Origin of the sequence: Paraburkholderia acidisoli (assembly GCF_009789675.1) — a bacterium.
Classification (GTDB): domain Bacteria; phylum Pseudomonadota; class Gammaproteobacteria; order Burkholderiales; family Burkholderiaceae; genus Paraburkholderia; species Paraburkholderia acidisoli.
Genome location: NZ_CP046913.1, coordinates 1,072,047 through 1,094,251 on the forward strand (window position 1 = coordinate 1,072,047; position 22,205 = coordinate 1,094,251).

Genomic DNA, 22,205 nt, shown 5'->3' on the forward strand with positions numbered 1-22,205 from the left:
AATCCAGCCCCGTCTTCGCGGCCTCCTGACGTTTCACCACGGTTTGGGAAGGTTGGCGGGGACCGAAGCGACAGTAGCTCAGCTGGATAGAGCATCGGCCTTCTAAGCCGAGGGTCGGGGGTTCGAGCCCCTCCTGTCGCGCCAATAAAATCAAAGGGTTACGCGATATTTTGCGTAGCCCTTAGTTTTTTCGTACGTCGTGTAGGTGTTGTGTAGGTATTTTCGTGCAGCAGTGCATCGGTGCGAGCACAAATTAATATTCATCTGCCGCGATCACATACATACGATCGGGACGGCACCGACTCCAGATGAGATCGTTTGGAGCATCGCCAACATGGTGCATACCATCTAGCGCGAGCGTTTCATCAAGAAACTCCTTGAGTTTGAGTCCTGAGGCCGATACTCGCACCACATTGTGATCCGGATACACAATCTGCAACCCTTCGACCTTCGCCCAGCTCCGTATGTGGCTAATCCAGCGGCGTCCTGTAAGCGTCGGGAGAAGTCCATGACGCGGCATGTGTTTGATCATTGCTGCGAATTCGTCATCATCGCCTGCTTCAAGCCATGCTTCGCTGAACGTCATTGCAGCTCCGTGGGCAAATTCTATAAATCTTAATATACCTGGTAATTGGAATTTGCTAAGCGTCGCGTTGAAGGTCACCTGCATAGGAGAGACCACGCCAGTGCGGTGGTGATGGCAGATGCGTCGCTCGCGCACCTCATGCTGGTTCTGAGGAAGCAGAGAAGCCTTGTGACGCTCTTGGCGGCGTGGTCGCGCTCGGGCACCCATAGCGGCCGTGATCTGCGATCCCATTCTCGCGATTTTGACTCGGAACTTTTCCTGCAGCGTTCGTATGAAAATCACGCCGATAAGGCTCGTGGCGGGCGTTGTCAGTACGGTGTTACTCTGTTCACACAGGGATTCATCGATTTGTCGACGTGGCACCATATGCTGCTTGCGTTCGATGTAATCAACGCTTTTATCCGTCTGCCTGTCCACTCCAGTATCTTTTCGCGATGGCGCAAGCGTTACCGTATCCGATGCCGTCGAGGCAAGCATTAGAGGAGCGCTCGGTGTCTAATTTTGCGAGAAGAGTGCCGATTGAATCGAAGTCTTGAGTGCGGCTTGGCGCTGCGAGTCTTTTGCTCGGTAGCGCTCGGCGATCAGGAAAAGGAAAAGCCCGCATTTCGCGGGCTGACAAACATGATCGCAACGCAAATTCGATTTCTATGCGTCTATTGCGGAAGGCTCCAGTAGAAAACGTTACCGTGTCCTCGCCTGCTCTTCACGCGCAGCGCGTCGGCGGCACGACGCAACGTACGAGCGGAGATTCCTTGTGCCTTTGCTTCAAGCGCAACCGTAGTAGCCTGGACGGGAGAGCTCAAGATTTCGCGCAGGAACTCCATCGCAGTTTCTTTCGCATTCAACTCGTCTTTGTCGCCTTCTGCAGGCTCGCTCAAGAGCTCAGTTGCTGCTCCTTCGACTTTTTCACCCCAAACGACAACGGAGGCGAGCAGACCGGCCTGCGGTTCAATTTGTTCCAGGTGATATTCAAATCCACCGTCGTCAGGGCCAATGTTGGATTTCGAGCGGGCAAAAATCCGGCGATCACTGCCATCGGCGCTCTTCACCTTGGCAGCAACAAGCACTACGCGAGCGACGGCGGCGAATGCAATTGAGCCGATGACCCGCTGCGTCGGATCAACACCTTGACCTCCTTTCGAGAAATGCGTGATACCAATGAGCGCGGCATTCATATCCGCAGCGAGGTTAACAAGTGGTTGAAGGGCGCGGCGCGTCTCGGTGTTTTTGTGCGAGTCGCCAGTAACTGCCGACGAGATCGGATCGACGATGATGAGGCGGACGTCGCCCAGTTGCTCGCATTCCTTCGACAATGCGGCGGTGTCGCGCGCCGGATCGAACGATTGAAATTCGCCGTTGATATTCTTCCCGGAAACGAAGTAGACCTTGTCTCGCTTTGCGCCCGCAGCCATCAAGCGCGGCAAAAGCGTATCGCCCGGATCATCCTCGCCGCTCCAGATCACGACGGAGCCTGCGGTACAGTTAGAGCCGTCGGGCCAACGTCCGCCGCGCGTGACAATCGCTGCGAGGCTCATCGCAAGGGTCGTCTTTCCCTGACCCGGTGCGCCTGCCAGAAGATGCAGCTTTCCGAGTGCAAGCCATTCATTCCAGAGCCAATCAACAGGCTGCGGTTCGAGGTTGGCAGCATTTACAAGAACAATGCCGTCGCGAACTTCCTCGGCCTTCACGTAGCGTTCCGCGTTTTCGACGACGGTGCGCATGAGTTCCGTTTCCTCGTTCACGCGGCCTCCTTGAGCAGATCATTCAGATCATTTGCGGTTTGCTGCGTCAAAAATACGCCGATCCCGGCTTCATCGAAGTTTTGCGCGCAAGTCAGTGCGGCATTCTGGCCTGCTGCGTCGTTATCAACCGCGACGTACAGCGTTTCCAAGCCGAACAGAGGGGGCAGTGCAGCGAGATTGCCTGCATCGATGCAGGCCCAAACCGGGGAATGAGCCCACGCCAGGCTGAGCGCGGTTTCAATACCTTCGGCGATGCCGAGTCCGTTCGTAACTGCGTCATCGGGCCACAAGCGGATCACGCCGCCTTTTTTGCGATGCCCCCCCAGCAACATGCGAGGAGCGTCAATGGCCGCTTTGTGGCCGTTCGATTGAATCCACGTGCGATGCAAGCTCAGCGCGCTGCCAGTCAGAGCGTCCGTGACGAGCGCAATCATACAAGGGCCGATGTGACCGCTGGGGTGCTTCAACGACGGGTGCCAGCGCAAATCGCCATCGTTCGGAGGAATGCGGCAGCGACGAGCCGTCAAATATGCGCTCGCTTCGCCCGAAAGCGGCTCACACTTCGCCCAGAGCGCTTGGCCGTATTCAGAGAGATACTCGTGCTTCGTCGGCGCATTCGGTTTCGCACGCGGTTGGGAATTCAACATCGGGCGAGAACCGAAGCCCGGATGGAAGTGCTCCGTGTAAGCGCAGCGGAAACAATGGCATACACCGTTGCCGTTTGCTTCGATCGTAAGGCCCAAATTACGATCACGATCTCCGCGACCGCACGCGGGGCACATGATGCGATGGTTGCCCATTGCGTATTGGTTCCAATCAATCATTACTGCGCCTTCGCCAAGAGCTCGATCGAATTCACCGGCCACATCAAACGGCCATTCGGAAGCTTGACCGGGCGCAGGCTGTAGTACGTGCCAGTCTGGCAATAACGCTTGCGAATCGACTGCGGGCGAAGGGTAAGGTGCGATGCCAGTTCTTCCGTAGAGAGGTACTGGCGAGTCTGATCGATCGCGTGAGAGATATTTGCTGCTTTTTCCATGAGGATTGCGCCGCATCGAACGGCGTTTTGTTGATTCGATGCGAATCCTCGATCCATTGCTGGATTTCTCCGATAGTAACGGCCACTAGCCGCCACTAGCCGCCACTAGCCGCCACTAGCCGCCACTAGCCGCCACTAGCCGCCACTAGCCGCCACTAGCCGCCACTAGCCGCCGCTAGCCGCCGTTGCCGTAGCAGACTCCGGTGGGCCTATGCCGCCATTCGCTTACGCAGTGCATTCTTCGTAAAGAACTTGATGCCGGCGTCGACTTGGTATTTGATTCCTTCTGCGTCGACGTAGCCAAGGAGCGGTGCGGGAGGTTCGCCCATCTCCGCCAGTCGAACGAGTTCCGGCCATACCGACAGGTAGTTCGTCGGATCGGTTGCGCGACTCACGGCGACCTCGATCACGTGATCAAGCGCATGGCGCCGGTTTCGTAATTGATGTGATTTTGAAGGCGCTAGGGCAGTTTTTTTAGGCGGTGAAAACGAGTAGGCGATCCGTGGCTGGTGTTTTGTAAGCCAGTGGTTGAGATCATCCCAGTAGGCTTCTTTACTGCGCCACGAAGGTGAATCACCCGCGGTTTGCACGAACCTCACGCGCTCTCCCCATGAATAAACGGGAAGCTCCGATCGCTCAGCTGCGTCACATAGCATCTGGACAACAACGGCAAGACGCTCCCCGCTGCTGGCTAAGAGGCGAGCCGCCTCCGCCAGCGTATAGCGCCCGGCGGCAGTCTTTTCGCTCGCGAAACGCTTCTTGAGAATTTCAAATTTAAAGATTTCGTCACAGCGTTTTGCGGCCTCCAGTCGATACTGCGGGGCGAGCTCGTTCCAGAGCGTATCCCACGGCCCCATATCTAAACATTCATCGAATCGCAGCTTTATCCACGAAGCCAGATCGGACGGCAATTCTGAGGCTGCTTTGTCCAAATGCTGTTGGACGGCAAAAGCAAGACCGAAATCTCCAGGGAGCTTGGGGTCGTCGTCTTCGATAAGGTTTAAGCGTTCATCTATCATCGCTATCCTGAAAAGAGCCGATACCAACAACCACAACGATCCAAAGATGCGTCGTGGCTTCTCGCGCTGCTTTTTGACAGTGGAGGTGTATCGTGTTGCCTATGTTGTCCACCTTGTCCACGTTCAAAACGATGGACAAGGTGGACAAGTTGAGCGTCTTGAATCCCGAGGAGCGCTACACGGCGTTGAAACAAAGCAAGCACACATGCGCTTCCAACTTTGAAGCGCACAACTTGCCTTGATTTTCAACCACTAGCGACGACCTAGTCTCCAAATCCGCCTTGTTCCAATTTGCTTTGCGACGCAATTTCGCGACCGCGGAGAAATTGTTATCGAAGGGGATTTGTAAGTTTTGGGTGCGCAAACTTTTGAGCAGGGAACGGGCGTGAAGGTCCGCGTCGAACACGAGACGCTTAAGGACGCAGGCAGCGTAAGAGGCGTAACTTCGCCGTTCGAGCTGACACGGATACTCGTCGGCGAAGATTGAGGTTGGGATTTGATTTGTCCCGCTTGGGATGAATTCCACTGGTACGTCGTGGAAGACCGAAATGCGCGCAAAACGTCCGCTCGACTCTTCGAGCAAGTCCATGGTTGGAAAACATTCGGCGCGATCATGACGGAATCATATTACGTCGAGAGGCGTGCGCGGAAGTGGATTGCCATTGATCCCCTTGACGCAGGATCTGCCTTTTGGTGATTCAGCCTAGCTAAAAGTAGGCGCAGAGGAAGATTATCGAAAATAACCAAAATATTTGAAATTAAACACCACTAATCTAGTTCCATGGAGAATTTGATTAGTGTTGCCCGTTGTTCGGAGCTGAGTTGATGAAATCTCAACAGTAAAGCGGCCTCATCGTCAGCCACCGCGTAGAAGTAAGTTGCAGGCACGTTTAAGGCAGCTGCAATCCGCTTGATGGTTCCAAAATCTGGGACGTGTTTCCCCCGCTCATACTGATTCATTCTCGCGCTCGCCGACATCTCGTCGATTCCGGCCAAGACTCCGAGCTTTTCTTGCGAGAGACCATTCCGGATGCGTACCTCTCGAAGTCGCCGCGCCACCACGTCCATTCTCAGCCTTCCCTCAAAGGCTAAGATATTCTTAGGGTAGCTTTCGCCTTACACTAAGAGTTCCTTAGTTTTTGCCGCGTTGGCAATTGCTGCCTCGAAATTCGAATCAAGGTTGCGAGCTAGCTCGGTTGGCTCGATGTAGTTTGGGACGGAATAGGTTAGGTCGGCCTGATCGGATGGCAGGTATGGGGAAATCTACAATCAACGGAGAGAATGGATGGCCAAACCAAACGTGAAAGAACTTGAGGCAGGGCTGACACAGCATCGCTCGCCAAAGGTAATGGAGGAACTGATCGCTTCCACGGTATTGGGTCGATTTGCGGAGCAGCTATCAGCTCCGAACCAGTTGTTGCCACTCAACCGAATCAGGGATTCTCCGTATTTGCGACATGTCATTGACGAGACTCACGTTGATGCACTCGCAGAAAGTTTCGCCACTATTGGAATCCTTGATCCGATTATCGTTCGTGAAGTGGAAGGCGACTACTTTGAGCTAATCGCGGGCCACTACAGAGTCAGAGCGGCAGCTAAGATCGGTTGGGAAAGCATTGTCGCGCGCGTTCGTACGCTAGATAATCGAGAAGCCGCACGAATGGTGGTCACGAGTAACACACAGCGACGTTACATCACCGATTTTGAGCGCTTCCATCTCTTACCACTCGCGCTTCGTGAAAATTGTGCGTATCGGTCAAAGATAGAACTGGCACATCTTCTCGGGTGTAATCATATATCTGCTTTTTATATAGATGCATACTCTGAGCTCCCCTCGGCGGCGATAAAGATTTTGGAGGCGAAGCCAGATTTAATCGACGCACCTACTGCAATTGCGCTGAAAAGATTTGTACGGAAACATCCCGATCTGGTTGTCCAAGTCATTCAATTGATCGCGGACGAAGCATTGGGGCAGGACGCAGCAGAAGAGTGGGTCAAGAATGCATTGAATTCCTCTGTCTAAGGAGCTATGCTGATTTTTCATCTATCAATCAGTAGTTAGGCGACGGAAAGTGATATTTATATCGAGTCAGTGATTCTTTTTTCTGACTCGATAAATTAAAAGAATTTATATCAAATTTACCGAATTTGAGTAATCAACGCATATAAACGTAAGAGTGTTCGTTTTAAACTATCTATGCTTTCCGTTGCATAGCGATAATTCGAAAAATTGCCTTGCGTCAGTAAATTTCAGGGTTATATTTTGTGACGTGGAGACGTAAAGTCAAAAAAAGGGGTAATCTTTGAATTGAGAGTCTACGTAAGAAGGAGCTATTTTATTTCAACAGGAGGCTCGGCTTTCCCGGGAGCTGCGAGTTGGTTTGCTTGAAATGATCAATCAAGCTTCGTGTGGCCGCTCCCCCAGTCGAATTAAATTTTACGCTTCCCTACAAGACGCGGCCTCGTCAGCCGTAAATTCAATTTCATGTATTTTGAGAAGGCCACTTGCTATTGCTGGTTCGAAGCTTTCAAGCAGGCGCGTAAAGCCGCTGGAAGTTCGAGTTTCCTCGCCTGGAAGCTTCATCAACACGAGATCGAGATGTGCCTCGACACGTTTGACAGTTCGATAATAATTAATTTTTGAAAGCATCACATATAAGCGATCTCGAAATGATGGCGGCGTAAACGTTCCCGGCCGAATTTCTACAAATGTTTCGTGTTCAGATAATTTAATGTAAGCATCAAATACAGGTTGCATGCTGGATATCGGATCAATGCCATGAAAGTGAGAAACCAGCTTTGCTTCAACGATAACATTTGAAGGATTTAACAAGCGCTGCTGCAAATATTTTGTGAATGCCAACTCTTCTGCTTTCTTCCAATTCGTCGTTACCCTGAGTGGAACATTTGGCGTAACAGTACTTGCCGCGTCCGCCGACTGTTTCTCTTGAACGTCCCTCTCACTTGCCTTCTGAACACTTGGCGTGGCGTGGTAATCACCATACACGTTTGTATGGCTCTGGTTCTGTGACTGTGTGTTTGAAATTGTGATGAGTTGCGAAAGAAGGTGGTTGTTTTGTTTTTCTAATTTCTCAACCTCTTTTTCCTTCTTTTTGACCTCCCGTGAGATTGAGATTACTTTTCCTACAGAGAAATTATCAAACGACTCGGCCAAGACAAGGATAAGCAATAAACAGAGTAAAGTAATGAGCCCGCTGCTGATTTCGCCTCTAGGTTCAATGGCGATGTAGCGGTAGGTAATCATTGAGACGAGTAAAATGCAGAATGCCGCAATAAGAATTCGAACAAACCAGTTTGGTTTTTTTTGTTCTTCCATTACCTAGATCCCCGTTTTTAATAGTCACAAAGGCTTTTACGTCACTTTGCACGCTTAATCGACAGCATCAAAGTGCAGGGCATGATACTACACGCCACTTGGCTTTACTCTCGGGGCGAATGGCGCGAAATCGCATAATGCAAACGAAGCCTAATCCCGTACGATTTGGCTATCGGCGTCAAGTGTCTCAAAACTGGATGCGCGCGGTTTCATACAACCTGCAGCGATACATCAACGAGCATTTCGGCGGACCGCCTTAGCGCGACCCCGAGCGGTCCTCGCCCTAAACCGTGCCAAGGACCGCTCCCTGACGAGGGACATCCAGCTCTAATCGAGAATCTTCAAACCCTGAAGCCGGCTCAGATCTTCTTGCGTTTCCCCTATGTTTCGAATATATTGGAAATATGGAAGAAAAAGACATCATTCGTGCCTTGGCGGCGCTCGCCCACGATCTGCGCCTGCGTGTGTTCCGCATGCTGGTTGTCGCTGGGCCAGACGGTCTGACACCCGGCACCATGGCGGCGGAGCTTGACGTGCCCAATGCGACGCTCTCCTTTCATCTGAAGGAGTTGATGAACGCTGGGCTGGTCACGCAGAAGCGCGACGGCCGAAGCCTGATCTATCGGGCGGCGTACGACCAGATGAATGCAGTCCTCGGATTCCTGACCGAGAACTGCTGTCAGGGGCAGACCTGTTTTCCACCGGGCACCGATTCGTGCCAATGCTGACGGAGAAGAGCCATGAAGCGGTTTCACGTTCATGTCCACGTCGACGACATCGCGGCCAGTGTCGCGTTCTATTCAAAGCTGTTCAGCGCAGAGCCTGCGCGCATCGAGCCGGACTACGCGAAATGGATGCTGGAAGATCCGCGCGTGAACTTTGCGATCTCGACCCGTGGCTCGCAGCCTGGCGTTGATCATCTGGGCTTTCAGGTGGACGACGCAGCCGAGCTGGCTGAACTCGCGCAGCGTGCACAGGAAGCGGACATGGCACTGCTCGACAAAGGCAAAACCACCTGTTGCTACTCGCATAGTGACAAGCACTGGATTGTTGATCCGCAGGGGATCGCGTGGGAGCACTTTCACACACTCGAGCGCGCATCGATTTACGGCGAAAGCCGTCCGCTCAACGCTTCGCAGTCCGAAGCGCAAGCCTGCTGTACGCCTCATGGCAAAACTGAGGACATTCCCGTCAAACCGGCCGGTAAGGCCTGTTGCTGAGAGACCTTCATGACCGACAATATCTATAACGTCCTGTTTATCTGCACGGGCAATTCCGCCCGCTCGATCCTCGCCGAAGGGCTGATGAACCATTACGGGGCCGGCCGATTCAAGGCCTACTCAGCAGGTAGCCATCCCGCAGGACAGGTCAATCCGTTTGCACTACAGGCGCTTCAGAAGATCGGTATTGAAGCAGACGGGTTCCGTAGCAAGAACTGGGATGAATTCTCCCGCGATGGCTCGCCCGAACTGGATTTCGTGTTCACTGTCTGCGACAAGGCAGCAGGCGAGGTGTGTCCGATCTGGCCGGGCCAGCCGGTAACGGCTCACTGGGGTGTCGCCGATCCCGCGGCGGTAGAGGGCACCGACGAGCAAAAGCAGCAGGCGATCCGGGATGCCGCCGTCACGCTCAAACGCCGTATCGAGCTGTTTCTCTCGCTGCCTCTTGCCAAGCTCGACGCCGTGGCCCTGAACAAGGCGGTCAGCGACATTGGCAAGCACTAGGAACGGATGCCATGACCACGAACGTACTCATTCTGTGCACCCACAATTCCGCGCGCAGCGTTCTTTCCGAAGGCATGCTGAATCACTGGGCAAAGAGGCTCGGCAAGGACGTGCGTGCATATAGTGCCGGCAGCGCACCGAGCGGCCGCATTAATCCGTTTGCGCTCGAAGCATTGACGAACGCAGGCGTCGAGACTAAGGGCTATCGCAGCAAGAGCTGGGACGAATTTTCGAAGGACAGCGCACCGCAGATGCGGATCGTCATTACTGTGTGCGACAGCGCAGCGGCGGAGCAGTGCCCGTTCTGGCCCGGTAGCCCTGTCAAGATTCACTGGGGCTACGCCGATCCGTCGAACGCGCAAGGCGGAGACGAAGGCAAACGGCAGGCGTTCGAACTCGCCCGACAGGCCATCGGTTACCGGATGCTGCAACTGCTCTTGCTCCCCTTGGAGCGTCTGAATAACGCCGAGCTTCAGCAGGCGCTCGACGGCATCCTGCAAAGTTGACTCCCTTTCCATCGAGTTCATTATGAACACCCCCAACATCGCCTCTGCGCCCAGGACAGCGTCGAAGCCAGCCATCAGCTTCTTCGAACGCTACCTCACCGTCTGGGTCGCCCTGTGCATCGTCGCCGGCATCCTGCTTGGTCAGGTGCTACCCGCCGTCTTTCAGGCGATCGGCCGTATGGAGTTCGCCCAGGTCAATCTCCCGGTCGGGCTGCTGATCTGGGTGATGATCATTCCCATGCTGGTGAAGGTCGATTTCGGCTCGCTGCACGAGGTGCGTCAGCACATCAGGGGCATTGGCGTCACGCTCGTGGTCAACTGGCTCGTCAAGCCGTTCACGATGGCGTTCCTCGCGTGGATTTTCATCAAGCACCTGTTCGCGCCGATGCTGCCCGCCGCGCAGCTCGACAGCTATGTGGCCGGCCTGATCCTGCTGGCCGCCGCGCCGTGCACGGCGATGGTGTTCGTCTGGAGTCGTCTGACGGGCGGCGATCCGCTCTTCACGCTCTCTCAGGTCGCGCTCAACGACAGCATCATGGTGGTCGCATTCGCGCCGCTCGTCGGGCTGCTGCTCGGCATCTCGGCCATCACGGTACCCTGGGCGACGCTGCTCACTTCGGTCGCGCTCTACATCGTCATCCCTGTGATCCTCGCGCAGATCCTGCGCAAGGTGCTGCTTTCGCGAGGCGAGGCGGCATTCGAAGTGGCAATGGCAAAGATCGGCCCGTGGTCGATCACGGCGCTGCTTGCCACGCTGGTGCTCCTGTTTGCCTTCCAGGGCGAGGCTATTCTGAAGCAGCCGCTCGTGATCGTGCTGCTTGCGGTGCCAATCCTGATCCAGGTGTTCTTCAACTCCGCGCTGGCGTACTGGCTCAACCGCGCGGTTGGGGAGAAGCACAACATCGCGTGCCCGTCTGCGCTGATCGGCGCGTCGAACTTCTTCGAGCTGGCCGTCGCGACCGCAATCGGGCTGTTCGGTTTCAACTCCGGCGCGGCGCTCGCGACAGTCGTCGGCGTGTTGATCGAAGTGCCGGTCATGCTGCTCGTGGTGCGTATCGTCAACCGGTCGAAGCACTGGTACGAGTGCACCTGAGCGTAAAGGAAATAATGTAATGAACGAAGTCACCATCTATCACAACCCGGACTGCGGCACCTCGCGTAATACGCTCGCGATGATCCGAAACGCGGGAATCGAGCCCATCGTTATCGAATACCTGAAAACGCCGCCGACCCGCGACAGGCTCGTCGAACTTATCCGGCAATCCGGTCTGGGCGTGCGTGAAGTGCTGCGGCAGAAAGGAACGCCGTACGCTGAACTGCGCCTGGACAACCCGGCATTGAGCGACGATCAGTTGCTCGACGCGATGATGGCGCACCCCATTCTCATCAACCGCCCCTTCGTGGTGACGTCGATGGGCGTGCGCCTGTGCCGTCCGTCCGAACTCGTGCTCGACGTCCTGCCCGTGGCACAACGCGGCGCGTTCACGAAGGAAGACGGCGAAGCGGTGATCGATGCGGAGGGCAAGCGTGTCCGCTCCGGTAATTGATCTCGCCACTGAGCTTCCGCAGGTCGATGCGGCGCTGTTCCGCGTACCCGATATCCAGCGCCTTCAGGCCACGAAGGCTTCCTTGCACGCGCCCCGCATCCTGCTGCTCTACGGTTCGCTGCGCGAGCGCTCGTTCAGCCGCTTGCTGAGCGAAGAAGCCGCGCGCCTGCTCACGGCGATGGGCGCCGAAGTCCGCATTTTCAACCCGAGCGGTCTGCCGCTGCCCGACGACGCGCCCGACACACATCCCAAAGTAGCCGAACTGCGCGAACTCGTGCTGTGGTCGGAGGGCATGGTCTGGTGCTCGCCCGAGCGCCATGGCGCAATGACCGGCATCATGAAGTCGCAGATCGACTGGATTCCGCTTTCGATGGGCGCCGTGCGGCCGACGCAGGGCAAGACACTCGCGGTGATGCAGGTGAGCGGCGGATCGCAGTCGTTCAACGCCGTCAACCAGATGCGCGTGCTCGGGCGCTGGATGCGCATGCTCACTATCCCGAACCAGTCGTCGGTGGCGAAGGCTTTCACGGAGTTCGATGAAGCCGGCCGCATGAAACCTTCGGCGTATTTCGATCGTGTCGTGGACGTGATGGAAGAACTGGTGAAGTTCACCTTGCTGACGCGCGATATCGGTCCCTATCTGGTCGACCGCTACAGCGAGCGCAAGGAGAGCGCCGAAGAACTGATGAAACGCGTGAACCAGGCCAGTATCTGATCCATGCCGCCGCGCTCGTCCGACCGAAAGCCCGAGAGCAATACGGCAACCTGGGCGCTGGCTATCGGCCAGCTTGTCGCGTGGGGCGCGGTCTATTACGCGTTTTCGCTCTTCGTCGTGCCGATGGAGCAGGAACTGGGATGGAGCCGGGCATCGACGAATGCAGCGCTTTCGTGCGGGCTGCTGGTGTCCGGGCTGGCCGCGTATCCGGTCGGCAAGTGGATCGATCACGGGCATGGCCGCATGGTATTGACGGCAGGTTCGCTGCTCGCCTCGGTCATGCTGGTGCTCTGGTCGCAGGCCGGGAGCCTTATCACGCTTTTTGCGGCATGGGTCGGGCTCGGCGTATCCATGGCAGCCACGCTCTACGATCCGGTATTCGCGATTCTCACGCGGGACTATCCCCGCAGCTTCCGCACGAAAATCACGCTCGTTACGCTCGTGGCGGGCTTTGCGAGCACGGTCTTCATTCCGCTCACGCAGGAGCTTGTCGATGTGCTGGGCTGGCGTCACGCGCTACTCGCGCTCGCGGCGATCAACGCGTGCGCGTGCGTGCCTATTCACTGGCTGTCGCTGCGCAATGATCCGAACGTCACGGCACCTGCCGTCAACAAGGAACGGATCAAGGCGGAAAATGCAGCATCGGTCGGGCGCGCGCTGCGAACGCCGGTGTTCTGGGCGCTTGCGATCTGCTTTACCGCTTACTACGCGACCTTCGCTGCGCTGACATTCCACCTGGTTCCGTTGATGGTCGAACGCCACGTACCGCAACCGGTCATTCTCGCAACGATGGCGGTGATCGGGCCGGCGCAGGTTTTCGCCCGTGTTCTGTGGTTCACCGCCGGGCGAAACGTGTCGCCCAAGATCGTCGGCCTGATCATCACTTCGGCGTTTCCGGCTTCCGTTGCGATACTGCTGATCGCTGGAACCTCGCCCGTTGCACTGATCCTGTTCGCGATCATTTATGGCGGTGCAAACGGCATGATGACGATACTGCGCGGCACCATCGTGCAGGACGTGATGTGGACCGAAGGCTATGGGGCAATCAGTGGGCTACTCTCGGCGCCGTCAAACATCGCGAAGGGGATAGCGCCGATCTCGGCAGCGTTGATCTGGACGATCGGGCAAACCTATGTGCCGGTCGAGTGGACCGTTTTGCTCGTTTCACTCACTTCCACGGCTGCATTCTGCATGGTCATCTTCTACACGCGCCATCACCGTGGTATCGCTACGGCTGCGATCGATTGAGCGATCTGGTTGCGCGAATCTGCGAAGCTCGCTCGTATCATAAATGTCCGCTGTAGCCTCTGGAGCGGTCACTGGGCAGTGGTGGCGTGGCAATGACCAAACTTGGCGGCGGCTACAGACCTCGCCCAAGCGGCCTTTCCAGAAATGCTAGTTCAACCTTGTAGTCCGGGCGAATGTCTCGCATCAAGGCTTGCAATTTTTTGCGGCTACAAGGGCTCTTGCGCGAGTGACGATTTCGATTGATTCGTCGATGCGTTCCGCATCGCCTTCCTCATATGCCAACCTAAGAAATTCGAATTGCGCCTCCGGCGAGTCGAGCACGTCGGCTGCGTCAAACGCGGTGGTTTTCAGTGCCATGTCGTTTTCCTATCGCTCGGCAAATCTGTGCATTGGAGGCAAATTTCATCCAATGCCAGTTTTGCGTGTAGTTTTGGCAAATTCACATTGTTGGATTGTTGTCTTCTGTAACGAACTCTATGCCAGCTTCCACAAGCATCCACGCTTCGATGCGGTTGTGCCAAAGCCTCAGCAAATCAATACTGCGCCGGCGATAATGTTTCTCTGCCAAGGCGCTTGGTTTGTGCCCCTGGATTTGAGCGACGACGCCAACTGGACACTCGACCCACTCCGATAACGTGCTGAAGGAGCGCCGCAGACCGTGGAGGCTGATGTTGGGTAGCCCGGCGCTTTTTTGCGCTTTTTTATGGGCTATACGCGGCTCCGCGATCTTCCCGTCTGCCGATCGTGGGCTTGAGAACACCCATTCCGATGGTTTCCATGCAGGATCTTCTCCAGTGTGAGGCGCTATCGCGCGTGCAGGGGGAGCGGTGTCATTTGCTTGCTTTAATTTAAGCAAAAGATGTGCAAGATAAGGCGTTAGCGGAATGTAGCGCCCTGTTTCCTTTTCAATTTTGTCGGAAACGTGCAAGCTAAGCCATCGAAAATCAACATCATTCCAGCGAAGCCCTGCAAGCTCTTCGCGCCGCGCACCCGTTAGAAGAAGCGCTTGCAAGTAGATACTTATTACCTGATTGTTGATCCGGCCGACAGCTTCAAACCACGTCGCCAATTGTTCGCGCTGGAGGCAATCTCCCTTTGCCTTCGGGCGTGGCACTGCATCTCGTACAGCGCGCGCGGAATAAGCGCCTTCCGGTACTAGCTTGCTAAATTCCTGTTGTTCGTCGCACCAGCGGATAAATGCACGTAACTTGCGATAAGCCTGTTCCGCGTTAGTCGGTCGAAGTTGTACCTCCGCATTCATCCATGAAGCAATGTGCGCAGCATTGAGATCGGAGAGTCTAAGTTGCATTAACGGTGCAAGCGGACCTGCGACCGTCAGTCCGGCGCCTCGGCGCTTTTTCTCGCCGCCAGCTTGCGCGGCTCGTTGGTGATCTTCGTAATGTCGCTCGCTCCATTTGCTGCGATGAGCTGCAAGATATTTATGCCACGCATCCTCCACGGCCGCATCTTTGCGTCGCGACTCTAGCTGGCGGGCCTCATGGGCCGCGCGCTGTTCAGCCTTTTGTTCGCGTGGGTCAATGTCGCGATCGAAAAGTGCTTTTAGTCGTGCTGCCTCTTGTCGCGCACCAACGCGCTCAATTTTATCGCCAGTCGAATGATCGACGGTGACGACGCGTTCTAGCGGCCAAATGTCAGGAGAACCGATGGTGATGCGAACAGTCTTGCCAAACAAGCGGCCTTCACACACGAACGCTTTCGAGCCTGAAGCCGTAACGCGCAATCCTAAGCCTTGCTGTTTCTTATCCCAATAAATAGTCTGCTGGCGGCCGCTTTCGCATCGATACCCCGAAATGCGTTCCGGCGTGAAATTTTCTTTGTTCATAAGTTCACCTACACGGCGAAGCATGTAGGGGCCGTGTAGGCAAATTCTATGGAAATCTATCAATCTGAGTCAATCAGAATTTCAGGGGAATTTCCATATAGTCCAATAATTCAATGGGTTGTCGGACTCTGCTCATCATTGATCAATCTAGCGAAATGTGATTATTTTCGGCCTTCTAAGCCGAGGGTCGGGGGTTCGAGCCCCTCCTGTCGCGCCAGATATCATGCAAAAAGCCCGGTCGCTCGACCGGGCTTTTTGCTTTCCATCGCGTCCGGCGTTGTGAACGGCCACCCGCGACCCACCCCCACACAACAAAAAAAGGGCAGCCCGAAGGCCGCCCTTGTCAAACCCGACCGGACGTTGCCACCCGGTCAATCCACACCGAAATGCTTACAGCTTCACGTCGAGCGAATTCGTCAGATCGCCCATCGCCTGGCCGCCGTTGCTCTTGAGCGCGGCGTCGCGGGAAACGAGACCCGGCAGTTGCGGCAGCGCGAAGCGGCGCGTGATCAGGCGCAGGATCGACGTCGTGTCGTATTGCGTATGGTCGACGAAGTTCTTCTTCGCGAACGGCGAGATGACGAGCGCCGGAATACGCGAGCCCGGACCCCAGCGGTCGCCCTTCGGCGGCGCGACGTGATCCCAGAAGCCGCCGTTTTCGTCGTACGTCACGACCACGACCATGTTGTTCCACTGCGGGCTCTTCTGCAGATGCGCGATCACGTCCGCGATATGCTGGTCGCCGCTTTGCACGTCGGTGTAACCCGCGTGTTCGTTCAGGTTGCCCTGCGGCTTGTAGAACGAGACTTGCGGCAGCGTGCCCGCGTCGATCGCCTTGATGAACTCCGAACCGTTCAGACCGCCGTCCAGCAGGTGGGTCGAGCGCGCGTTGGTGCCCGGCGCGTAGTTCGCGAAGTAGTTGAACGGCTGGTGGTGCGGCTGGAAGTTCGGCACCGTCATGTCCGCGCCGTAGATCACGTTCGACGTGCTGTTCTGCACGGCGCTGACCGCTGCGCCCCACGCGCCGCCATACCATGCCCACGAGACGTTCGCATTCGACATCAGATCGCCGATCGTCGTCGCGGTTTGCGCCGGCATCGTCGTGGCTTGCGACGGGTCGGCCAGATTCGGATCGCCGCCCGAAGCCGCCTTGTTGCCGCTCGGCTGATACGGCGGCTGCATCGTGTTGACCGCGTAGTAGTCAGGCGTGAGCGTGCCCGACTTCACGAACTTCGGCACGCCGGTGAGCGCCGACTTCGGCGAATCGCTGGCGATCGTGAGCGACACGCCGTCCGCGTCGACCGCCGAAACCGAGGTGGCAGCCGGGCTCGTGTTCGCGTTCGTGTAGTACGGCGTGCACGCGCAGATGAGCCACTGGTGGTTCAGGAACGAGCCGCCGAACGCGCCCATGAAGAAGTTGTCGGCGAGCGCGTATTGCTGGGCGATCTTCCAGAGCGGCAGTTGCTGCGCGCTCGTGGAGTAGTGACCCATCACGAGACCGCCCGAGTCGGCCCATGCGGCGAACTTGTCGTTCTTGCCGCCGTCGATCTGCATCTGGTTCTCGTAGAAGCGGTGATACAGGTCGCGCGTCGTGGCCGAAAGCGGTGCGTTGAAGCCGTTCGGATCGTCGATGGCGAACGGCGCGTTCGCCATGTTCGCCGTCATCGCGGCCGTGATGACGGGCGTCACGCCCGTGTGCGTGAGGCCGTTCCACACGGTCGGCAGCGTGGCGAGCACGGTGCCGTCGCGGTCGAGCTGCTGGGCGCTTGCCGCCGTCACGTTCTGCAGACCGTTGGCGTTCGGGAAGCTGCCGTAGAGGTTGTCGAAGCTGCGGTTTTCCGCGTAGATCACGACGATGTTCTTCACCGACGCCAGCGTGGGCTTGTTGTCGTCACTGCCACCGCAGGCCGCGACCATCATCGCGGCGGCTGCCGCTGCGATCGGCGTCGCATAGAACCACTTCCTGTTGATCATTTTTTCTCTCTCTCGCGTTGGGGGCCCATTTCGCTCGTCGAGCGGCCGGCGCGGGAATGACACCGGCTATCGGGCGAGGCGCAGTGTCGCAATGGAATTTGACAGGCATATGTAAATAATTACATCCAGCTTATTCTTTCCCTGTGATTGCATGACTTTCGTCTTACTGACTGTCATTGCATCGTCATGGTTCTGACATACGCTGTCGCGACTTCAATACGCCATTCGATCGAAGCGATTTCGTGGCGCCGCGTTCAAGTTCGGGGATCAGCATGTTGCGCAGCCTGGCGCGCCGTTCGGCGCAATCACACAATCGACAGACACGTTTGCGCGAAGGTTTGCGGCTTCGCGCGGGATGGATCGCGGCGACGGCCGCGCTTGCGCTGCTGGCCGCATGCGATGGCGGTACGAACGGAACGCGTGCGAGCGCCAGCGTGGCATCGGGCGCTTCGAACGCGGCCGTCAAGGACACCGCGGCGCAAGCGCAAAAGCAGATGCCCCCAGCGCAAGGCGCCTCAGCAATGAAGGTCGCCGCGACCGTGCCGGCGGTGGGACCCGCGCAAGGCCCGCAGACGCGCGCCCAGGTCTACGCGCAGGTCGAACGCATGACCGCGCTCGGCAAGCAGATGTTCTTCGACCCGTCGCTTTCGGGTTCGGGCAAGCTCGCGTGCGCGTCGTGCCATAGCCCCGATCACGCGTTCACGCCCGCCAACGCGCTGGACGTGCAGATCGGCGGAACGGACATGCACCGGCAGGGCATGCGTGCGGTGCCCACGCTCAAGTACCTGCAATCGGTGCCGGCGTACAGCGACCACTATCACGACTCCGACGACGAAGGCGACGAAAGTATCGACGCCGGTCCGACGGGCGGTCTCACGTGGGATGGTCGTGTCGATCGCGGCCGCGACCAGGCGCGCATTCCGCTGCTCTCCACGTTCGAAATGGCAAGCACGCCCGCCAAGGTCACGGCCGCCGTGCGCGCCGCGCCGTATGCCGAGGCATTCCGCGCCGCGTTCGGCGAACACGTGTTCGACAACGAAGCCGCGACCTTCGAGGCCGTGCTGCAATCGCTCGAAACCTACGAAGAGCAGCCGGACACGTTCTACCCGTACACGAGCAAATACGACGCGTATCTCTCGGGCAAGGCGACGCTGACCGCCGCGGAAATGCGCGGCCTCAAGCTCTTCAACGACGAGAACAAGGGTAATTGCGCGAGCTGCCACATCAGTCAGCGCGGCAAGGACGGCACGGTGCCGCAGTTCACCGACTTCGGCCTGATCGCCATCGGCGTGCCGCGCAATCAGGCGCTCGCCGTGAACCGCGACAAGCGCTTCCACGATCTCGGCGCATGCGGCCCGGAGCGCACCGATCATCGCAGCGCCGAGTTTTGCGGACTGTTCCGCACGCCGACGCTGCGTAACGTCGCGCTCAAGAAGGCCTTCTTCCACAACGGCATCTACCATTCGCTCGACGAAGTGCTGCGCTTCTATGCGCGGCGCGACACGAATCCGGGCGAGTTCTATCCGGTGGTGAAGGGCAAGGTGCAGAAGTTCGACGACCTGCCGCGCCAGTATTGGGCGAACCTGAACACCGACGCGCCGTTCGATCGCAAGCCCGGCGACAAGCCGGTGTTCGACGACGCGGAGATCAAGGACGTGATCGCGTTTCTGGACACGCTCACGGACGGCTGGCAGCCGCCGGCGCAAAGCCACGCGCAGGCGCACTAGCCACGCGGTTTCAGATGCCGACCATCAGCAGGTAGGTGACGGCCAGCAGCGCGAGCAGGACGAGCACCGTGAAGGCACCCTCGCTCAGGCTCGCGCCGCCCCGGCGTGGCGCGGCGGGGACGACGGTTCTGACCGCGAGATTCGAAGCGTCGGCGGCGTCGAGTTCGGGCGGCCGCGCGTAGTGCGCGACGAACGACATCAGCCCGATGCCGATCAGGGCCAGCATGACCGCAAATACTTCGAGCGCGACGTTGAAGGTCATGTGGGAAATCCTGTTGCCGTGTGTAGGGCGTGGGTGATTGGGAGAGGCGCATAGTAGATTTCATGCGCGGGCATCTCTATCGGAAAAGTCTGAAAATGAGAGCAAGCGCGTAGGACGGCCGGCCACGCGCGGTGGCGGAAAAAAGGGCGCGTGTTAGACTTTTTCCTCTGATTTCGATCGCTGCCCGCGATGGCCAAAGCGCCCCAGGCACGGTCGAACGCACCGCATCGCCTCATCAAGGAGAACGCCCGATGTCGAAGTCGCCCCGAATCCTGCGCTGCCTGAGTGCGGCGCTGCTCGTCACGATCGGCTCGATCGGCATGAACCCGGCGCAGGCCGCCAACCTCGGTTTTCTGCACGACACGCCCGCGTCCTATATGAAGCAGGCCGACTACGATTCGCTCACGCGCGCGGTACGCGACGCCGTGGCGAACAAGGCCGACGGCGAAGCCACCACGTGGAGCAACGAAGGCCTGCGCAACAGCGTCAAGGTCGACGCCACCATCACGCCCACCAAAACCGACAAGGACGGCGACAAGACCTGCCGCACGACCGACGTCGTGGTCAACGCCAAGGGCCAGTCGATGACGCTGCGTCCGCGCTTCTGCCGCACGGGTGCGAGCGGCGCGTGGGTATTCCAGAAGCCGCATTGAGTACGCGGTGAACGCGAAGACCGTGTCGTGCGGGATCGTGCTGCTCGATCCCGAGGGCCGCGTGCTGCTCGCGCATGCGACGGGCACGAATCACTGGGACGTGCCCAAGGGGCAGGGCGAGCCCGGCGAGACCGAGCAGGACAGCGCGCGCCGCGAAATGGTCGAGGAAACCGGTATCGCGGTCGACGCCGCGCGTCTGGTCGATCTCGGGCGCTTCGCGTATCGGCGTGACAAGGATCTGCATCTGTTCGCCGCGCGCGCGCTCGACGACGAACTCGATCTCGCGCGCTGTGTGTGCGTCTCGCTGTTTCCGCGCCGCCACGACGGCGTGATGATTCCGGAGATGGACGCTTGGCGCTGGGTCGCACCCGCCGACGTGGATGACTACGCGAGCCGCAGCCTCGCGCGCCTGTTTCAGACCACCTTGTCGCTGGCGGAACTGCATCGGCGCCTGTGAGGTTGCGCGTATCGGCGCACAGCATGAAAAAGCCCGCACGGCGAACCGTGCGGGCTTTTGTTTGGGCGCTGCCGCCGTGAGGCTAACGCGTCGAAACGCGCTTACTTGCCCCAGCTGTCGCGCAAACCGACGATGCGGTTGAACACCGGCTGGCCCGGCTTCGAGTCCACGCGATCGGCAACGAAGTAACCGTGGCGCTCGAACTGGAAGCGGTCTTCCGGCGCGGCATGTTTCGCGGCCGGTTCGACGAACGCCTGCACGACGCGCTTGGAATCCGGATTCAGCGCCTCGAGGAAGTCGCGGCCGCCCGCGTCCGGCTGCTCTTCGCGGAACAGGCGGTCGTAGAGGCGCACTTCGGCCGGCACCGCGTTGTCGACGCTGATGAACTGGATCGTGCCCTTGACCTTGTAGTTGCTCGAGCCTTCGGTGCCCGACTTGCTGTCGGGGAAGTAATTGCAGTGCACGGCGACGATGTTGCCTTCGGCGTCTTTCTCCGCGCCCGTGCATTCCACCACGAAGCCGTACTTCAGGCGCACCTTGTTGCCCGGGAACAGGCGGAAATAGCCCTTGGGCGGCGTTTCCTGGAAGTCTTCGCGCTCGATCCACAGTTCGCGCGAGAAGGTGAATTCGCGGTTGCCGCGCTCGGGATGATGCGGATGCACCGGCGCGCTGCACAGTTCCGACTGGCCTTCGGGATAGTTGTCGACGATCAGCTTGAGCGGGTCGAGCACGGCGGTCGCGCGCGGCGCCTTGTCGTCGAGATCGTCACGCAGCGCGCCTTCGAACACGCTCATGTCGATCCACGAATCGACCTTGGTCACGCCAATGCGCTCGCAGAACAACTGGATCGCTTCGGGCGTGAAGCCGCGGCGGCGCACCCCGACGATGGTGGGCATGCGCGGGTCGTCCCAGCCGTCCACGTGGTTCTCGTTCACGAGTTGCAGCAGCTTGCGCTTGCTCGTGATCGCATACGTGAGGTTCAGGCGCGAGAATTCGATCTGTTGCGGCAGCGGGCGCGTGAACACGCCGGCGTCGGCGAGTTCGTTGAGCACCCAGTCGTACAGCGGCCGATGATCTTCGAACTCCAGCGTGCAGAGCGAATGCGTGATGTTTTCCAGCGCGTCCGAAATGCAGTGCGTGTAGTCGTACATCGGATACACGCACCATGTGTCGCCCGTGCGGTAGTGATGCGCGAAGCGGATGCGGTAGATCACCGGGTCGCGCATGTTGAAGTTCGGCGAGGCCATGTCGATCTTCGCGCGCAGCACGTGCGCGCCTTCCTCGAACTCGCCCGCCTTCATGCGGCGGAACAGGTCGAGGTTTTCCTCGACCGAACGATCGCGGAACGGCGAGTTCGTACCGGCTTCCGTGGCCGAGCCGCGGTTCGCGCGCATCTCTTCCGGCGTCTGGCTATCCACGTACGCCTTGCCGCGCTGGATCAGCAGTTCGGCGAATTCGTAGAGCTTGTCGTAGTAGTCGCTCGCGTAGAACAGGTAGTCCTGATCGTCTTTCTTCCACTCGAAGCCGAGCCACGTGACCGCGTCGATGATCGAGTTGACGTACTCGACGCTTTCCTTTTCCGGGTTCGTGTCGTCGAAGCGCAGGTGGCACACGCCGCCGTAACGTTTCGCGACGCCGAAGTTCAGGCAGATGCTCTTCGCGTGGCCGATGTGCAGATAACCGTTCGGCTCCGGCGGGAAGCGCGTTTCCACGCGCTGCGCCCACTTGCCCGACTGGTTGTCGTCGTCGATGATGTTGCGGATGAAATTGGATGCCGCAGGCGCGTCCGTGCGGTCGGCGTCTTTACGTTCGGTATTCATGCGAAA

Annotated in this window: 24 protein-coding genes and 1 tRNA gene; 13 read left to right on the forward strand and 12 right to left on the reverse strand. The window is 58.1% G+C overall.

All coding sequences use genetic code 11. From position 1 onward, the window contains the following. Positions 1 to 67 precede the first annotated feature (67 nt). Positions 68 to 144, forward strand: a tRNA-Arg gene (locus FAZ98_RS04635). 109 nt (positions 145 to 253) lie between these two features. On the opposite strand, the gene FAZ98_RS04640 is transcribed toward FAZ98_RS04635, so the two are convergent. The 6 genes from FAZ98_RS04640 to FAZ98_RS04665 all read right to left on the reverse strand — a co-directional run bounded on the left by FAZ98_RS04640 (position 254) and on the right by FAZ98_RS04665 (position 5,454). After that, positions 254 to 1,063, reverse strand: a complete 810-nt coding sequence (locus tag FAZ98_RS04640) for a hypothetical protein (protein ID WP_158949221.1) — start codon at positions 1,061 to 1,063, stop codon at positions 254 to 256. A 176-nt stretch (positions 1,064 to 1,239) separates the two neighbouring features. Beyond that, positions 1,240 to 2,328, reverse strand: coding sequence for an AAA family ATPase (locus FAZ98_RS04645; protein WP_158949223.1), 1,089 nt, complete (start codon positions 2,326 to 2,328; stop codon positions 1,240 to 1,242). After that, entirely contained in the window at positions 2,325 to 3,152 is an 828-nt protein-coding gene (locus FAZ98_RS04650; protein ID WP_158949225.1) for a DUF7146 domain-containing protein, read from the reverse strand. The genes FAZ98_RS04645 and FAZ98_RS04650 overlap by 4 nt, the downstream gene beginning before the upstream one ends. Then, positions 3,152 to 3,367 carry a DNA-binding protein gene (locus tag FAZ98_RS04655; RefSeq protein ID WP_158949227.1) on the reverse strand — a complete coding sequence of 72 codons (216 nt, stop codon included), beginning with the start codon at positions 3,365 to 3,367 and terminating at the stop codon, positions 3,152 to 3,154. Before FAZ98_RS04655 ends, FAZ98_RS04650 begins: the two co-directional genes overlap by 1 nt. A gap of 209 nt (positions 3,368 to 3,576) precedes the next feature. Then, a complete protein-coding gene (locus FAZ98_RS04660) occupies positions 3,577 to 4,386 on the reverse strand; it encodes a hypothetical protein (protein WP_158949229.1) in 810 nt (269 codons plus the stop codon). A 768-nt stretch (positions 4,387 to 5,154) separates the two neighbouring features. Next, positions 5,155 to 5,454, reverse strand: a complete 300-nt coding sequence (locus FAZ98_RS04665; protein ID WP_199272294.1) for a helix-turn-helix domain-containing protein — start codon at positions 5,452 to 5,454, stop codon at positions 5,155 to 5,157. A 217-nt stretch (positions 5,455 to 5,671) separates the two neighbouring features. Between FAZ98_RS04665 and FAZ98_RS04670 the strand changes: the two genes are divergently transcribed. Then, positions 5,672 to 6,409 carry a ParB/RepB/Spo0J family partition protein gene (locus FAZ98_RS04670; protein ID WP_158949231.1) on the forward strand — a complete coding sequence of 246 codons (738 nt, stop codon included), beginning with the start codon at positions 5,672 to 5,674 and terminating at the stop codon, positions 6,407 to 6,409. A gap of 414 nt (positions 6,410 to 6,823) precedes the next feature. Here FAZ98_RS04670 and FAZ98_RS04675 read toward each other — a convergent pair whose 3' ends face one another. Beyond that, entirely contained in the window at positions 6,824 to 7,723 is a 900-nt protein-coding gene (locus FAZ98_RS04675; RefSeq protein WP_158949233.1) for a hypothetical protein, read from the reverse strand. 404 nt (positions 7,724 to 8,127) lie between these two features. Between FAZ98_RS04675 and FAZ98_RS04680 the strand changes: the two genes are divergently transcribed. The 8 genes from FAZ98_RS04680 to FAZ98_RS04715 are packed head-to-tail and all read left to right on the forward strand — an operon-like array spanning position 8,128 to position 13,463. Then, positions 8,128 to 8,451, forward strand: coding sequence for an ArsR/SmtB family transcription factor (locus tag FAZ98_RS04680; protein ID WP_158949235.1), 324 nt, complete (start codon positions 8,128 to 8,130; stop codon positions 8,449 to 8,451). A gap of 12 nt (positions 8,452 to 8,463) precedes the next feature. Further along, a complete protein-coding gene (locus FAZ98_RS04685) occupies positions 8,464 to 8,943 on the forward strand; it encodes an ArsI/CadI family heavy metal resistance metalloenzyme (protein ID WP_158949237.1) in 480 nt (159 codons plus the stop codon). 9 nt (positions 8,944 to 8,952) lie between these two features. Then, positions 8,953 to 9,447, forward strand: coding sequence for an arsenate reductase ArsC (locus tag FAZ98_RS04690; protein ID WP_158949239.1), 495 nt, complete (start codon positions 8,953 to 8,955; stop codon positions 9,445 to 9,447). Positions 9,448 to 9,458: 11 nt separating this feature from the next. Then, complete coding sequence (locus FAZ98_RS04695; protein ID WP_158949241.1) at positions 9,459 to 9,953, forward strand: arsenate reductase ArsC; 495 nt, start codon at positions 9,459 to 9,461, stop codon at positions 9,951 to 9,953. Between the two features lie 22 nt (positions 9,954 to 9,975). Next, entirely contained in the window at positions 9,976 to 11,046 is a 1,071-nt protein-coding gene (arsB, locus tag FAZ98_RS04700) for an ACR3 family arsenite efflux transporter (RefSeq protein WP_158949243.1), read from the forward strand. Positions 11,047 to 11,065: 19 nt separating this feature from the next. Then, a complete protein-coding gene (gene arsC, locus FAZ98_RS04705; protein ID WP_158949245.1) occupies positions 11,066 to 11,500 on the forward strand; it encodes an arsenate reductase (glutaredoxin) in 435 nt (144 codons plus the stop codon). Further along, positions 11,466 to 12,215, forward strand: coding sequence for an arsenical resistance protein ArsH (gene arsH, locus FAZ98_RS04710; protein WP_158949247.1), 750 nt, complete (start codon positions 11,466 to 11,468; stop codon positions 12,213 to 12,215). Before arsC ends, arsH begins: the two co-directional genes overlap by 35 nt. A gap of 3 nt (positions 12,216 to 12,218) precedes the next feature. Further along, positions 12,219 to 13,463, forward strand: coding sequence for an MFS transporter (locus FAZ98_RS04715; RefSeq protein WP_158949249.1), 1,245 nt, complete (start codon positions 12,219 to 12,221; stop codon positions 13,461 to 13,463). Positions 13,464 to 13,646: 183 nt separating this feature from the next. Here the strand turns inward: FAZ98_RS04715 and FAZ98_RS04720 are convergent, their stop codons facing one another. The 3 genes from FAZ98_RS04720 to FAZ98_RS04730 all read right to left on the reverse strand — a co-directional run bounded on the left by FAZ98_RS04720 (position 13,647) and on the right by FAZ98_RS04730 (position 17,280). Next, a complete protein-coding gene (locus FAZ98_RS04720) occupies positions 13,647 to 13,820 on the reverse strand; it encodes a helix-turn-helix domain-containing protein (protein ID WP_158949251.1) in 174 nt (57 codons plus the stop codon). A gap of 82 nt (positions 13,821 to 13,902) precedes the next feature. Next, complete coding sequence (locus FAZ98_RS04725; RefSeq protein ID WP_158949253.1) at positions 13,903 to 15,306, reverse strand: tyrosine-type recombinase/integrase; 1,404 nt, start codon at positions 15,304 to 15,306, stop codon at positions 13,903 to 13,905. Between the two features lie 390 nt (positions 15,307 to 15,696). After that, a complete protein-coding gene (locus tag FAZ98_RS04730; RefSeq protein ID WP_199272295.1) occupies positions 15,697 to 17,280 on the reverse strand; it encodes an acid phosphatase in 1,584 nt (527 codons plus the stop codon). A 272-nt stretch (positions 17,281 to 17,552) separates the two neighbouring features. On the opposite strand from FAZ98_RS04730, the gene FAZ98_RS04735 reads away from it, so the two are divergent. Further along, on the forward strand, positions 17,553 to 19,007 hold the full coding sequence (locus FAZ98_RS04735; protein ID WP_158949255.1) for a cytochrome-c peroxidase: 1,455 nt from the start codon (positions 17,553 to 17,555) through the stop codon (positions 19,005 to 19,007). A 10-nt stretch (positions 19,008 to 19,017) separates the two neighbouring features. Here FAZ98_RS04735 and FAZ98_RS04740 read toward each other — a convergent pair whose 3' ends face one another. Continuing rightward, on the reverse strand, positions 19,018 to 19,269 hold the full coding sequence (locus FAZ98_RS04740) for a hypothetical protein (RefSeq protein WP_158949257.1): 252 nt from the start codon (positions 19,267 to 19,269) through the stop codon (positions 19,018 to 19,020). Between the two features lie 251 nt (positions 19,270 to 19,520). On the opposite strand from FAZ98_RS04740, the gene FAZ98_RS04745 reads away from it, so the two are divergent. Both FAZ98_RS04745 and FAZ98_RS04750 read left to right on the forward strand, forming a co-directional pair. Further along, positions 19,521 to 19,922, forward strand: coding sequence for a hypothetical protein (locus FAZ98_RS04745; protein WP_158949259.1), 402 nt, complete (start codon positions 19,521 to 19,523; stop codon positions 19,920 to 19,922). A gap of 7 nt (positions 19,923 to 19,929) precedes the next feature. Next, positions 19,930 to 20,379 (forward strand): NUDIX hydrolase, encoded by a 450-nt coding sequence (locus FAZ98_RS04750; RefSeq protein WP_158949261.1) that lies wholly within the window; start codon positions 19,930 to 19,932, stop codon positions 20,377 to 20,379. A gap of 101 nt (positions 20,380 to 20,480) precedes the next feature. On the opposite strand, the gene FAZ98_RS04755 is transcribed toward FAZ98_RS04750, so the two are convergent. Beyond that, positions 20,481 to 22,199: a glutamine--tRNA ligase/YqeY domain fusion protein gene (locus FAZ98_RS04755; protein ID WP_158949263.1), complete on the reverse strand. Its 1,719-nt coding sequence runs from the start codon at positions 22,197 to 22,199 to the stop codon at positions 20,481 to 20,483. Positions 22,200 to 22,205 lie beyond the last annotated feature (6 nt).

Excerpts from the sequence above, each read along its gene's own strand:
- FAZ98_RS04640 (WP_158949221.1), bottom strand. The coding sequence starts at position 1,063 with ATGCTTGCCTCGACGGCATCGGATACGGTAACGCTTGCGCCATCGCGA.
- FAZ98_RS04650 (WP_158949225.1), bottom strand. The coding sequence starts at position 3,152 with ATGATTGATTGGAACCAATACGCAATGGGCAACCATCGCATCATGTGC.
- FAZ98_RS04655 (WP_158949227.1), bottom strand. The coding sequence starts at position 3,367 with ATGGAAAAAGCAGCAAATATCTCTCACGCGATCGATCAGACTCGCCAG.
- FAZ98_RS04660 (WP_158949229.1), bottom strand. The coding sequence starts at position 4,386 with ATGATAGATGAACGCTTAAACCTTATCGAAGACGACGACCCCAAGCTC.
- FAZ98_RS04665 (WP_199272294.1), bottom strand. The coding sequence starts at position 5,454 with ATGGACGTGGTGGCGCGGCGACTTCGAGAGGTACGCATCCGGAATGGT.
- FAZ98_RS04670 (WP_158949231.1), top strand. The coding sequence starts at position 5,672 with ATGGCCAAACCAAACGTGAAAGAACTTGAGGCAGGGCTGACACAGCAT.
- FAZ98_RS04675 (WP_158949233.1), bottom strand. The coding sequence starts at position 7,723 with ATGGAAGAACAAAAAAAACCAAACTGGTTTGTTCGAATTCTTATTGCG.
- FAZ98_RS04680 (WP_158949235.1), top strand. The coding sequence starts at position 8,128 with ATGGAAGAAAAAGACATCATTCGTGCCTTGGCGGCGCTCGCCCACGAT.
- FAZ98_RS04685 (WP_158949237.1), top strand. The coding sequence starts at position 8,464 with ATGAAGCGGTTTCACGTTCATGTCCACGTCGACGACATCGCGGCCAGT.
- FAZ98_RS04690 (WP_158949239.1), top strand. The coding sequence starts at position 8,953 with ATGACCGACAATATCTATAACGTCCTGTTTATCTGCACGGGCAATTCC.
- FAZ98_RS04695 (WP_158949241.1), top strand. The coding sequence starts at position 9,459 with ATGACCACGAACGTACTCATTCTGTGCACCCACAATTCCGCGCGCAGC.
- arsB (WP_158949243.1), top strand. The coding sequence starts at position 9,976 with ATGAACACCCCCAACATCGCCTCTGCGCCCAGGACAGCGTCGAAGCCA.
- arsC (WP_158949245.1), top strand. The coding sequence starts at position 11,066 with ATGAACGAAGTCACCATCTATCACAACCCGGACTGCGGCACCTCGCGT.
- arsH (WP_158949247.1), top strand. The coding sequence starts at position 11,466 with ATGCGGAGGGCAAGCGTGTCCGCTCCGGTAATTGATCTCGCCACTGAG.
- FAZ98_RS04715 (WP_158949249.1), top strand. The coding sequence starts at position 12,219 with ATGCCGCCGCGCTCGTCCGACCGAAAGCCCGAGAGCAATACGGCAACC.
- FAZ98_RS04720 (WP_158949251.1), bottom strand. The coding sequence starts at position 13,820 with ATGGCACTGAAAACCACCGCGTTTGACGCAGCCGACGTGCTCGACTCG.
- FAZ98_RS04725 (WP_158949253.1), bottom strand. The coding sequence starts at position 15,306 with ATGAACAAAGAAAATTTCACGCCGGAACGCATTTCGGGGTATCGATGC.
- FAZ98_RS04730 (WP_199272295.1), bottom strand. The coding sequence starts at position 17,280 with ATGATCAACAGGAAGTGGTTCTATGCGACGCCGATCGCAGCGGCAGCC.
- FAZ98_RS04735 (WP_158949255.1), top strand. The coding sequence starts at position 17,553 with ATGTTGCGCAGCCTGGCGCGCCGTTCGGCGCAATCACACAATCGACAG.
- FAZ98_RS04740 (WP_158949257.1), bottom strand. The coding sequence starts at position 19,269 with ATGACCTTCAACGTCGCGCTCGAAGTATTTGCGGTCATGCTGGCCCTG.
- FAZ98_RS04745 (WP_158949259.1), top strand. The coding sequence starts at position 19,521 with ATGTCGAAGTCGCCCCGAATCCTGCGCTGCCTGAGTGCGGCGCTGCTC.
- FAZ98_RS04755 (WP_158949263.1), bottom strand. The coding sequence starts at position 22,199 with ATGAATACCGAACGTAAAGACGCCGACCGCACGGACGCGCCTGCGGCA.